At 67.1% G+C, this 11,788-nt stretch carries 11 protein-coding genes; 10 read left to right on the top strand and 1 reads right to left on the bottom strand.

Going from position 1 to position 11,788, the window contains the following annotated elements:
* Positions 1 to 102 precede the first annotated feature (102 nt).
* Positions 103 to 714: a maleylpyruvate isomerase N-terminal domain-containing protein gene (locus F5544_RS05020; RefSeq protein WP_167472084.1), complete on the bottom strand. Its 612-nt coding sequence runs from the start codon at positions 712 to 714 to the stop codon at positions 103 to 105.
* A gap of 367 nt (positions 715 to 1,081) precedes the next feature.
* On the opposite strand from F5544_RS05020, the gene F5544_RS05015 reads away from it, so the two are divergent.
* From F5544_RS05015 to F5544_RS04970, 10 genes are all read left to right on the top strand, one after another.
* The gene (locus F5544_RS05015) at positions 1,082 to 1,270 is read left to right on the top strand and encodes a hypothetical protein (protein WP_167471220.1); all 189 of its coding nucleotides are present in this window, start codon (positions 1,082 to 1,084) and stop codon (positions 1,268 to 1,270) included.
* A 39-nt stretch (positions 1,271 to 1,309) separates the two neighbouring features.
* Positions 1,310 to 1,759, top strand: a complete 450-nt coding sequence (locus F5544_RS05010) for a TIGR03667 family PPOX class F420-dependent oxidoreductase (RefSeq protein ID WP_167472083.1) — start codon at positions 1,310 to 1,312, stop codon at positions 1,757 to 1,759.
* A 49-nt stretch (positions 1,760 to 1,808) separates the two neighbouring features.
* Positions 1,809 to 2,744, top strand: coding sequence for an RluA family pseudouridine synthase (locus F5544_RS05005; protein ID WP_167472082.1), 936 nt, complete (start codon positions 1,809 to 1,811; stop codon positions 2,742 to 2,744).
* Positions 2,745 to 2,773: 29 nt separating this feature from the next.
* The gene (locus F5544_RS05000) at positions 2,774 to 3,499 is read left to right on the top strand and encodes a CPBP family intramembrane glutamic endopeptidase (protein WP_167472081.1); all 726 of its coding nucleotides are present in this window, start codon (positions 2,774 to 2,776) and stop codon (positions 3,497 to 3,499) included.
* Positions 3,500 to 3,515: 16 nt separating this feature from the next.
* The gene (locus tag F5544_RS04995; protein ID WP_167472080.1) at positions 3,516 to 3,911 is read left to right on the top strand and encodes a VOC family protein; all 396 of its coding nucleotides are present in this window, start codon (positions 3,516 to 3,518) and stop codon (positions 3,909 to 3,911) included.
* 84 nt (positions 3,912 to 3,995) lie between these two features.
* Positions 3,996 to 4,787: an alpha/beta fold hydrolase gene (locus F5544_RS04990; RefSeq protein ID WP_167472079.1), complete on the top strand. Its 792-nt coding sequence runs from the start codon at positions 3,996 to 3,998 to the stop codon at positions 4,785 to 4,787.
* A 68-nt stretch (positions 4,788 to 4,855) separates the two neighbouring features.
* The gene (locus tag F5544_RS04985; RefSeq protein WP_167472078.1) at positions 4,856 to 6,361 is read left to right on the top strand and encodes a serine hydrolase domain-containing protein; all 1,506 of its coding nucleotides are present in this window, start codon (positions 4,856 to 4,858) and stop codon (positions 6,359 to 6,361) included.
* A gap of 35 nt (positions 6,362 to 6,396) precedes the next feature.
* Positions 6,397 to 7,155 (top strand): alpha/beta hydrolase family protein, encoded by a 759-nt coding sequence (locus F5544_RS04980; protein WP_167472077.1) that lies wholly within the window; start codon positions 6,397 to 6,399, stop codon positions 7,153 to 7,155.
* Positions 7,156 to 7,300: 145 nt separating this feature from the next.
* The gene (locus F5544_RS04975) at positions 7,301 to 9,874 is read left to right on the top strand and encodes a hypothetical protein (protein WP_167472076.1); all 2,574 of its coding nucleotides are present in this window, start codon (positions 7,301 to 7,303) and stop codon (positions 9,872 to 9,874) included.
* A gap of 1,279 nt (positions 9,875 to 11,153) precedes the next feature.
* A complete protein-coding gene (locus tag F5544_RS04970; RefSeq protein ID WP_167472075.1) occupies positions 11,154 to 11,756 on the top strand; it encodes a hypothetical protein in 603 nt (200 codons plus the stop codon).
* Positions 11,757 to 11,788 lie beyond the last annotated feature (32 nt).

Raw genomic sequence — 11,788 nt, 5'->3', positions numbered from 1 at the left:
TCGCCTCTCGACCGTGGTACCGCCATAACCCGGTCGCACCAGCCGCGACCGCTTTTTGTAGGTTAGGCTAACTTATATTCCGGCCGAGCGGGGTGTCAGCGACTAGCGCATAACGGGCAGTACAGACCTTTCGGTACGCCCGGTGGCCGCCTCGATGAACTCCACCGGATCGGCGACAGCGACCAGAATCTCGCTGGTCAGCCGCAGTGCGGCGGCAGGTGGCGGCGGTCCGCCGACGGCGGCGACCAGATCGAGCAGGTGTACCGTCGCCTCCATTACCGCGATCTCGTATATCGCGCCGAGCGTCGCGGTACCGAGGAACGGCCGCTCGAGCACCGTCTCTGGCGGCAACTCCCGCAGCAGCGCCCAGCCCGCGGGACCGTCCTCGGCGAATCGCCGCACCAGCACGGCGGTTTCGAGATCGGCGGCCGTATTGCGCGCCTCCTCGGCGATGGCATCCGCGCCGGTGCGCGCGAGGCCGCCAGGACGGTTGTAGAAGCGCAGGGCCTCCGGACCGCTGGAGACCGCGGCGGGCCGATCCACCACCGCGGCCCGGGACGGGATCAGATAGGCCGAGGTCGGTGCGGTGTGCGCGAACAACTCCCGGACCGTCCAGCCCGGCAATCTGGTCGGCGTCGCCCACTGTGTCTCCGTGAGCGCAGCGCCGCGCTCGCCCCACGAGAACCAAAGTTCTTGCAGCAATTCGTGTTCCATGAGCCCTCCCGTCACGCGAACATCGCTGCGTCCAGCGTATGCCGCAACCCCGGACCGGCAGAACTGATTAAAACATTCCAAGGTCGGAAGTTCGGGCTTTACGGCGGTGCCGGAAAACCGAAACGCGACCGGTCAAACTTTCCGCAACAGGGGTCAACTATTAACCGCGCCGAATCCTTTGCGGCGCACTGCGATAACTGACGAGACTCCTGCATATCACCGTCTCGACAAAAGACCGAAGGTTGGTTGAACGATCGACAATGAGGAGCCGAAAACGGCGCGGCGCAAGTAATTTCGATCGAACCAGAATGATGCGGCGGCCGGACCGCACCGTCGCCGATACCGCAATAGGAGCTCAATAATGTTGGTGACAAAGACCGTTTTCTTGTTCACCGATTGCCGCACCGACCCCGGCGAACTCACGCCGGCACAGGCGCATCGGGCGATGCAGGTGCACCTCGCTTGCAGCGTGGAGCTGTGCAAAGTGCGCCGCCGCGCCCGGCAGACGCTCGTCGAGGCGCGATTGATGGTGTTGGACGAGCGCGCCGAACCGTAATCGCGGAATCAGGCGCCGCGCTCGGATGTTTTCGAGATCATGACCGCAACGGCATCCGATCGATCCGCATCCGTCGTCGACCCGAATACCGAATATGGCGCGCGGGTGACCGAACGCCTCGCCCGCGAGGCCATCATCTGGCTGACCACCGTCGGCGCATCAGGAACACCACAGCCGAACCCGGTGTGGTTCCAGTGGCGCGACGAGGAATTCCTGTTGTTCAGCGAGCCGAATCAGGCCAAGCTGCGCAACCTCACCCGCAACCCGCGCGTCGCGCTGAATCTGAACACCGCCGCCGGCGGCAACGACGTCGCCGTGTTCACCGGTACCGCCAGGATCGACCCGAACGGCGCGACACCCGCCGAGATCGAGGCGTTCACAACCAAATACCGCAAAGGCATGAATTCCATCTCGCTGACACCCGAGCAGTTCTACGCGAAGTATTCGACGGTCGTCCGGATCACGCCCGACCGTCTGCGCGGCTTCTGACCAGGTACCCGCACCGACTCCGCGAGCCCGCCGACTAGGGTCGATCCCGATGAGACGCAGGCAGCAGCCGCCGCTACCCAAGCGGCACGGATTGGACCCGGCCCGCCTCCGGCTCCCGGAGGACGGGCACTGGGCGACCATCCGCGACCATCTGGTCGAGCGCCTGCCGCGGGTTCCGTCCGCCCGGATCGATGAGCTGCTACGCGAGGGCGGCATCGTCGACCTGGACGGTCCCATCGGGCCCGACGCACCCTATGTTCCCGGTGGCGCCGTCTGGTTCCACCGGGATCTGCCGGTGGAACAGGTGGTGCCGTTCGACATCACCGTCGTGCACCGCGACGCCGCGCTGCTCGTGGTGGACAAGCCGCATTTCCTCGCCACCATCCCGCGCGGCCAGCACGTTCTGCAGACCGCGCTGGTGCGCTTACGCCGCGAACTCGACCTGCCCGATCTGGTGCCCGCGCACCGGCTGGATCGGGTGACTGCAGGACTGGTGCTGTTCGTCATCGATCCGGCGCTGCGCGGGGCATACCAGACGATGTTCCAGAAGCGCCGGGTGCGTAAGGAATACGAGGCCATCGCGCCCTTCGATCCGGAGCTGGCGCTGCCGCGCACCGTGCGCAGCCGGATCATCAAGGAGAAGCAGGTGCTGGCCGCCCAGGAGATACCGGGCGAACCCAATGCCGAAACCGAGATCGAACTGCTCGAACACCGCGACGGGCTGGGCCGCTACCGGCTGCGCCCGCACACCGGCCGAACGCATCAGCTTCGGCTGCATATGAATAGTCTCGGCATTCCGATCCTCGGCGACGACTTCTACCCAGTCGTCACCGACAAGCCGGTGGACGACTACACCCGGCCGCTGCAACTGCTCGCGTCGACGCTGGAATTCACCGATCCGGTGACCCGGGAGCCGCGGCGCTTCGAAACCACACGCACTTTGCGAGCGTGGACGGACCTCGCCGGTTGGTCGGGCGGCGAATGAGTCCCGCCGGTCATCCGTAGACTGGCCGGGTGCTCGTCCAGGACTCCCGTCGCAAGGTGCACGCGTACATCGATGTCGCGGTGGTCGTCGTCGTGCTCGCGGGCACGAATCTGATCGCCCACTTCACCACAGCGTGGGCCAGCATCCTCAGCGTGCCGATCGCGGCCGTCGTGCTGCTCGCGCTGGTGCGCAGGCGCGGGCTGGGCTGGGCCGAGCTCGGACTCTCACCGCGACACTGGCGGCGCGGCTCGCTGTACGCGGTGGCCGCGGTCGCGGTGGTGCTCGCGGCGGTGGCCATCGGCGCCGCGCTGCCGGTGACCCGCCCGTTCTTCCTGGCCAACCGATACGCCACCATCTCCGGCGCATTGATCGCCTCGATGATCGTCATCCCGCTGCAGACCGTGATTCCGGAGGAACTCGCCTTCCGCGGCGTGCTGCACGGAACACTGGACCGGGTGTACGGCGCGCGGGGCGTATTCGCCGCGGGCTCAATGCTTTTCGGGCTGTGGCACGTCGCGTCCTCGCTGGGGCTGACCAGCGGGAACCGCGGTCTCAGCGGTTTCCTCGGCGGCGGAGTCGCCGGACAGATCCTGGGCATCCTGCTCGCCGTCGCGGCCACCGCGGGCGCCGGTGTCGTCTTCACCTGGCTGCGCCGCCGCAGCGGCAGTCTGCTCGCGCCGATCGCGCTGCACTGGTCCGTCAACGGCGCGGGCGCCCTGGCCGCCGCCATCGTCTGGCACACCACGCTGTCCTGAGGCGTAGATTTTCTGGATGCCACTCGGACATCTAGGGATCAACGTCTCCGATCTCGTTGCGGCCCAGTCGTATTACGACGATCTGATGCCGCTGCTCGCCTATGAGCCGCTGCTGCGGGCGCAGGACCAGTTCGCCTACCGCCCCGCCGACGGCAAGGTCGGCACCTATCTTTTCTTCTATCCGGCCGAGACGCCCGGCTACTCCCGCACCCGGCCGGGCCTGCAGCACCTGGCCTTCATGGTGCCGACGAGGGCCGCCGTCGACCGCGTGCACGACTGGGCGATCGCCCGCGGCGCCGAAATCCTGCACCCACCACAGGAATTCCCGCAGTATCCGCCGCCGTACTACGCGACCTTCTGGCTCGGCCCGGACGACATCATGCTCGAGGCGGTCTGCCACAAGAACACCTGAATTACACACTTGTCTCATACGCCTGTCTTGCACAAATGTTCAAGACAGGCGTACAGTCGGTGGCATCGCACGGAAGGAACCCTGATGACCAACCTCACCACCGGCACCCGCTCCAGCTTCGCGATCGGCGGACGGCAACTCTCCTACCTCGACTTCGCGGGTGCGGGGCGGCCGCTGCTCGCCCTGCACGGGCACATGTCGGAGGCCGCGAGCTTCGCCGAGCTGGCGGCCGCGCTCGCGCCGGGCTGGCGGCTGATCGCGCTCGACCAACGCGGACACGGATATTCCGATCGCGCCGCGGAGTACTCGCGGGACGGCTACCTTGCCGATCTCCTCGCGCTGCTCGACCACCTCGAACTGAAAGAAGTTGTGGTCCTTGGCCATTCACTCGGCGCCATCAACGGCTACCAACTCGCGGCCCGGCATCCGGAGCGGGTCGGCGCGCTCATCGACGTGGACAGCCCGGTCGCGCTCGGCCTCGACGGCTCGAACCCGCTGCAATTCCTGGCGACGCTGCCATACGAGGGCGCGACCCGCGCGGACCTGATCGAGCGAATGGGTCCGTTCGCGGCGCATTTCGGCGCGCTCGTCCGGGAGCGGGCCGACGGCACCTGGGCGCTGCCCTTCCACCCGCTGGACATATTGGAGTCCGAGCACAATGTGCACGGCGACCACTGGGCCGACTGGCTGGCAACGGATTGCCCGGCGCTGCTGATCCGCGGCACGCGCGGCGCCATCCCCGCCGATCAAGCCGAACAAATGGTGACGCGGCGGCCCAACACACGGCTCGCCGAACTCGACACCGATCACTTCGTCTACGCCAGCGACCCCGCGGGTTTCGCCGACGCCGTCAACGGCTTCCTCGCCGAACTCTGAAAAGCCGGTTCCACGGATCACAACCGTGTCCCGTGGCCCGGCGGCGACCGATCGGCAACACTGGCCTGATGCGCGTCGGAATCCGCTTCGGTCTGATCCTCGCGGTGCTGTTGTTGCTGCTGCCGCCCCCGGCCGGATCGGCGGAACCGGATCTCGATCGGGCGGCCGTCGACCGGTTCGTCACGGACTATATGGCGCACACCCGGTTACCCGGGGTGGCCATCGCGATCACACACGGCGCGCGGGTGCTGTACGTCAAGGGTTACGGCCACGATTCCACCGGTGCCGCGATCACCGCCGATACTCCGATGCCGATCGCCTCGGTCAGCAAATCCTTTGCCGCGCTGGCCATCATGCAGTTGGTGGACGCAGGCAAGGTGGATTTGGACGAACCCGTCCAGCGCTACCTCGCCGATTTCCGGCTCGCCGACCCGCGGGGTTCGCGAATTACCGTGCGCGAGTTGCTGAATCAGCGATCCGGCATGTCCGACACCGCATTTCCCGACCTGCGCCGGCCCCAAGCGCACAACCTGGCCGAGGCCGTGAGCCGGTTACACGAGGCCCGGCTCGCCGACGACCCCGGCACCGAATTCCATTACCACAACCCCAATTACCAGGTGGTGGCCCGTATCGTCGAGGTCGTCGGCGGTATGCCGTACGCCGACTACCTCCGCGAGCATCTGCTCATCCCGCTCGGCATGCGCGCCACCAGCACCGTCGACACCGCGCGCGACGCGAAAGATATTGCGCACGGCTACGTCCGGGCCTACGGCATACCGATCCCGGTATCCGAACCGGACTGGTTCGTCGGCGGCAGCCACGGCATGATCACCACCGCATCCGATCTCGCGCCATGGCTCATCGCGCAGAACAACGGCGGCGTGACCGCCGACGGCGGTAGGCTCGTCTCCACCGCCGCAATCGACCTGATGCACAAGCCCGTTGGCCGCGACGAGTACGGAATGGGTTGGCGACGCAAACAATCCGGTGGCCCCGAACAGATCTTCCACACCGGCGACTGGTTCACCTACACCGCCGAACAACTGCTGCTCCCCGAATCCGGTTACGGCATAGCGGTACTCGCCGATACCGGGCTGGCGCTACAGGACGATCCGCCGCTGATCTCGGACGGTTTGGTCGCCATCACCCAGGGCCACACACCGGATGTGCGCAGACCTTGGGGCATCTACGCGGACTGGCTGCTCGCCATCGCGACGGTCGGCGTGCTGGCGTTCGGCGTCGGCTGCGTCATCCGGGCCCGGCGTTGGGCGGACCGCCAAAACGGCAGGCCCGCTTGGCTCGTCGCATTGCGACTCGCGCCGTTCCTGCTGCCGCCGGTGATCCTGCTGCTCCTGCCCGATCTGTCGGGGCTGGTGTTCGCGGGACGCTCGGGAACCTTCGTGCAGGTGATGTACGTTTGGCCGGCTCTGGTCGTGTTACTCGGCGTGGCAACCGTTTCCGGCCTCACCGTGTTCATCGCGCGAGGTATTCGATTGTGGCTGCGGAAAAATCGCGCCGCACCATCCGATAAGGTCGGCTGTTCACCGGTGAGGATATCGGATAATTCCGATTAGACACTGTGCACCAACATAATTCGGAGAACGCACCAATGACAACCATCGAATACGGACCGCTGGACGATCAGGTCGCGGATATATATCTACCCGAGGAGCCCCGGCCAGCTCCGCTGATCCTGTACCTGCACGGTGGTTACTGGCGGACGATGGTCGATCGCCAGCACGCGGGGGTCGCGACCGCGGCGCTCGCGCGACTCGGATACGTCGTCGCCAATATCGAATACCGGCGCGGCGACGGCGCCTGGTCGGCGACCCTCGACGATATCGCGCGCGCCTTCGACACCCTGCCCACGCTGATCGATGAGCGATTTCCCGGCCGCATCCAGCAGGGACGCATCGGCTACGTCGGCCATTCGGCGGGCGGCCAGCTCGCGCTGTGGGCGGCGCTGCGGCACCGGCTGCCCAGCGAAACCCCTTGGCGCACAACGGAACAGCCGCCCGTCATCGGCATCGTGGCACTCGCCCCCGTCGCGGATCTGGCCGAGTCGTATCGACTTGGCAACGGGGAGGGCGCGGTCGCGGCCTTCCTCGGCGGTGGACCCGATGAATTCCCGGAGCGTTACGCCGCCGCGAATCCGTCGGCGCTCGGGCCCGTTCCGGTCCCGACGGCGGTCGTGCACGGCGACGCGGACCAGCGCGTGCCGATCCACATCGGCCGCGACTACTGCGCGTTGTCGGGCGCCGAACTCGTCTTCGCGCCGGGGATCGATCATTTCCAAATCATCGATCCCGCTTCTGCCGCATGGACTTTCGTGACAAATTCGGTGCTGCGCTTGATATCCCCGGCGTAATCGGCGACATGCGGGTAATCCGCCGGCATTGACCAACGGCGGGTGTCGGTTTAATCTCACTTCGATCACACATATGTTCGAGTGACACAGCGAGACCGAACAGCGCCGGTGCTCGGCCCGACACCTGATCCAGGGAAGGCACGCGATGGTCGACCGACAGTCGCAGGAAAACTCCGACGAGATCGCCGCGTTGGCACAGCGGGTCGCGGTGGCGCGCGGCAAACTGCCGCTGCAGCACGACACGGCGCTGTTCGAGGTGCTCTCCGAGGCCGAGATCGACGCGGAACGCGAACTGGCGGAATGGGTTCGGGCCAAGCGGCGGGGGCAGCGGCGGCGCGCCGTCGCCGACGAACTGGCCGCGGAGAAGCGCGACCGGCGCACCGCCCGCGGCATCGAGCGCGCGGCGGACGAGGACGCCCGCTGGCATCGGCGGGCACTTGCGGCGCGCCGCCGGGCCGCCAGTCAGGACGCGCGACTCGCCCAGCTGTACCGGCGCGCGGAATGGTCGGCCCGCGCGCTGATCGGGGTCGTCGTGCTCGGCATGGTGTGGGCCGGGGTCAACGTGCAGCACAATCTGGTGCCCAGCGGTGATATGACAGACCCGCTGTACTGGCTCAGCTACGGCATCGAGGCGATGATCTCCATCCCGATCATCACCATCATGGTGGTGGCCACCACCGCCGCCCGCTGGGGCCGCGAACTCGACCGCGGCAAGGTCGTCTTCTTCGAGACCGCGCTGCTCGGCACCACCATCGCACTCAACGCAGGCCCGCATCTCGCCGCCGGAGAATGGGGCCGGGCCGCGGAATACGCCATCGCGCCGATCATGGTCGGCGTCGTAATCTGGCTGCACGCTTGGGTTTCCGCGCGGTACGCGATGCTCATCGACGGCGTACCGATGGCATCCGACGATGAAGCGCCCGCCCCGCGCCGCCGCATCACCACCGAGCGCGGCGCTCCTGTCACCGCCACCCGCCAAGGCATCCCGGCCGACATTCGGGAACTCGCCGCCGTCGAGAACCGCGAACCCACCCCCCAAATCACTGCCCGCTTCAGCGACTTCGACGCCCAACAAGTCACCGAGGCGGGCATGCGCAACCTCACCAACGCCTGGACCCCCACCCGCGTCGACCACACCGAAACCCTCCTCTACCACGCCCAGAGCACCACCCACCCAGCGGACCGGGCTACCCGCCCCATCGACGCCTACCATTGCGACCACGAATCATCCTTGCGCGCAACGTATCCCAATGCTTCAATCACCACCCGCCCGGCCACGCCAACGACCGATCGCACAGGACATCTGCCGTGCCGCACCCCATCCGAGGGCACCCCCAAGCCTGCACAACCTAACCCAGCCCAGTCAGCCGATTCACCCGACCCCGCCCCGAGTCGAGCGCACCCGACCGCCGAAACCGACCACACCGACGCCATATCGCACCAGCAATCGGCCCTGGGCCACAACGGATCCGAGGTCTACGCCGATCCGGCACGGACAACTCGACCGCAGCACACAGCCGCACCGCAGTCGGCCGACTTCGACCACGGGACAACGCATTCCGACGCCAGCACCGATCACCTCATGGGCATGGTGAACCAGCAGACCTCACGCCAGAACGGCTTCGAGATCGGCGCCTCTCCGGCGGGTACTACTCGACCGCGGTCCGTGCGCACGGCGCAGTGGGCCGATTCACCCGACTCCGGCTCGGGACCGGCGTATTCCGCCGCCGGTGCCGTCCAGCACCGCACCGAATCCGAACAGCGGCCGCGGAACTCGGCCGAGCCCGCCGACCGTACGCCCCCGCTGGACGATTCGGCTCATCCCGTCAGCACCCCGTTCACCGTCGTTACCTCGTCCGGCACCCCTACCCACTCGAATCCGGCGGCCCGCCCCGGTGCCGCCAACGGCTCGGCAATTCACGCCGAGGCGGCCGATGAAGACGACCGGCCCACGGCCGCGGTCAATATGGGTCCGGCGGCGCGCGGCGATATTGCCAACGGCTCACCGATACACACCGAAGTATCTCGCCGTGTGGCGACCACGAACCGTACCGAGTCGGGTTTCCGAGTCACCGGTGCCGATGAGGCCATCGTGAAAGCTTCCGCAGCCTCGGGTCCGGCGCCCAAAGCTCCGGCGGACACCGTCACCGCATCCGAGCCCGCGTCGCCCACCTCGGCTACCGTACGTTCCGCGCGCCGAACCGCCACCGCGAGTGGCCGGGCCGCCGATGATTCGGAGGGTGCCCTTGAAAGCCAAACTGGCTCAGAGCAATTGGCATTGAACGTCGATACGGATCCGGTCGAGCGCGCGGGCACGCGGTCCGAGCCCGTCGGCGAACGGCCGGGATCCAAGCGCGATTCCGAGCCGAATGCGGCACGCCCGGTGGCTGTCGATCGTGGTAAATCCACGGGGACCCGCAATGCCAGCGAGGTCATCCGGGAGGCAGCCGAGGCCATTTCGGCCGAGGAGTTGGTCGCTGACGAGCAGTTGATCGAGCCAGAGAACGATGACGCAGGGATTTGGGCCGTCGCGCGGGCCATCGTGGGGCGGGGGCTGTCGCAGATGCCGGTCGAGCAACTGGCCGAGATCCTCACCCTCGCCGACCAGTCGTGGACGCCGACCAGCATTGGCGCCGAGGTCGGCCTGTCCCGCACCGCGATCGCGCAGGTGCTCGAATGCGCTCGAAAGGTGCGCCGCCCATACGCGATTAGCGGTTAATGGACGAAACCTGCTCTTCAGCTGTCAATTTCACCGGAACGCCGGACAACCGACCGGTAGACGGGCCGGAGCGCGGCGTTGCGCAGCCCCGTCGCAACCGGAGCGGCGACACGGCGAAGCGATTCGACTGTGACGACGTCCCCTTGCACACCTGTGAAGTGATGTGCGCCTCATACCCGTAACCAAACTGGACCAGAATCCCATAATTGGACGTTCAACATAGAGAGATTCGGGAGACAGGCAGAGAGGACGATCGCCTTGTCAAGGATCGCTAGCAGACGAGCGGTCGGCCAGCTGGCGGCACGGGCCGCACTGGCCGGAGCCGTATTGCTCGGCCCCGTCGCGCTGGCCGGGCCCACCCTCGCAAAACCCTGTTCCCCAACAGATTTCAGCTGCAACGGCAACTTCGGACCAGACGGTCGCGATCAATGGGGTCGCGACCGGGCAGGCTACGACAGGAACGGCTACGACCACTGGGGCCGCGACAAATCCCGGTTACGACACATGGGGTTACGACCGGTGGGGTTACGACACATGGGGTTACGACCGGTGGGGTTACGACCGCGCAGGTTTTACTCGGCAGGGTTGCGGTCGCACCGGAAACGACCGGCAGGACGCCGATCACACGGCGTGTGAACAGCACCGCCAGCAACGTGCGTCAACCGGCAGCGGCTAAACAATGAATGGCGCTGATCGACACCATCCAGCCACACGGCCGCCGTGATCGTCGGCCTGCACCGCGAAGGTCGCGCCGCACCCGGCGACCCGGGGTTCGCTGCGCGCGGCCCGGAGCGAGACCCAATCCGCACCGGCCCGTGAGCGCTCCGAGCCGGGCCCGATAGTCATCGATCGTGGCAAATCCGCGGGCGCCCGCAGTGCCAGCGAAGGTCATCCGGGAAGCGGCCGAGGCGATTTCGGCCGAGGAGCTGGCCGCCGACGCACAGCTGATCGAGCCCGAGAACGATGACGCGGGCATCTGGGCGGTCGCGCGGGCCATCGTCGGCCGGGGCTCTCGTCGATGCCGGTCGAGCAGCTCGCAGAAATACTCACCCTCGCCGATCAGTCGTAGACGCCGACCAGTATCGGCGCCGAGGTCGGCCTGTCCCGCTCCGCGATCGCCCAGGTGCTCGAATGTGCGCGAAAGGTCCGTCGCCCGTACGCGATTAGCGGTTAATGGACGAAATATGCTACCCAACAGCCAATTTCGTAGCAAAAATGGACAACCGACCGATAGGTAGGCCGGAGTGCGAGGTTGCGCTCCACGCTTGCTAGGAGGTCGTTGGATTTGCTGTTGACCATTGATTCCCGCGCGATCGGCCGAGCCGCGGCGCAGGCCGCCGTCGCCGCGGCGCTGCTGCTCACCCCGATAGCCGTCGGCACGTCGGCACAGGCCGCACCGATAACCCCCGCGCCGACGGCACCCGCCCCGGTGACTCCCCCGCCGGTCACCGCCCCACCGGTGACACCGCCGCCGGTCACCACACCCCCGGTAACCCCACCGGCGCCGACACCCAGACCGTGCTTTCCCGGCGACCTGACCTGCAACGGCGGCCGCACCCCCGACGGCTACGGCCCGGACGGCCGCGACCAAGCGGGTTACGACCGCTGGGGCTACGACAGTTTCGGCCGCGACCGCAACGGCTTCGACCGTGATGGCTTCGACCAGTCGGGCTACGACCGCAGCGGTCACGACCGCTGGGGTTACGACCGTTGGGGCTACGATTCGGGCGGCTTCAATCGCGCGGGCTTCGACCGCTGGGGTTACGGCCGCGACGGCTTCACCCAACAGGGTTGCGCCCGTGACGGTCACGACCGCCCCGACGCCGATCACGCGTTCTGCGAACAACTTCGCAAGCGCCCGTCCACCGGCAGCGCCGGATGACCGGCGGACAACCGGCGTAGCGGTGCGCGATA

This window comes from Nocardia arthritidis, assembly GCF_011801145.1.
Lineage (GTDB): Bacteria > Actinomycetota > Actinomycetes > Mycobacteriales > Mycobacteriaceae > Nocardia > Nocardia arthritidis_A.
The sequence above is the reverse complement of the archived record's forward strand: the minus strand, read 5'-3'. Positions and strand labels throughout refer to the sequence as shown.

Excerpts from the sequence above, each read along its gene's own strand:
- F5544_RS05020 (WP_167472084.1), bottom strand. The coding sequence starts at position 714 with ATGGAACACGAATTGCTGCAAGAACTTTGGTTCTCGTGGGGCGAGCGC.
- F5544_RS05010 (WP_167472083.1), top strand. The coding sequence starts at position 1,310 with ATGACCGCAACGGCATCCGATCGATCCGCATCCGTCGTCGACCCGAAT.
- F5544_RS05005 (WP_167472082.1), top strand. The coding sequence starts at position 1,809 with ATGAGACGCAGGCAGCAGCCGCCGCTACCCAAGCGGCACGGATTGGAC.
- F5544_RS04995 (WP_167472080.1), top strand. The coding sequence starts at position 3,516 with ATGCCACTCGGACATCTAGGGATCAACGTCTCCGATCTCGTTGCGGCC.
- F5544_RS04990 (WP_167472079.1), top strand. The coding sequence starts at position 3,996 with ATGACCAACCTCACCACCGGCACCCGCTCCAGCTTCGCGATCGGCGGA.
- F5544_RS04985 (WP_167472078.1), top strand. The coding sequence starts at position 4,856 with ATGCGCGTCGGAATCCGCTTCGGTCTGATCCTCGCGGTGCTGTTGTTG.
- F5544_RS04980 (WP_167472077.1), top strand. The coding sequence starts at position 6,397 with ATGACAACCATCGAATACGGACCGCTGGACGATCAGGTCGCGGATATA.
- F5544_RS04975 (WP_167472076.1), top strand. The coding sequence starts at position 7,301 with ATGGTCGACCGACAGTCGCAGGAAAACTCCGACGAGATCGCCGCGTTG.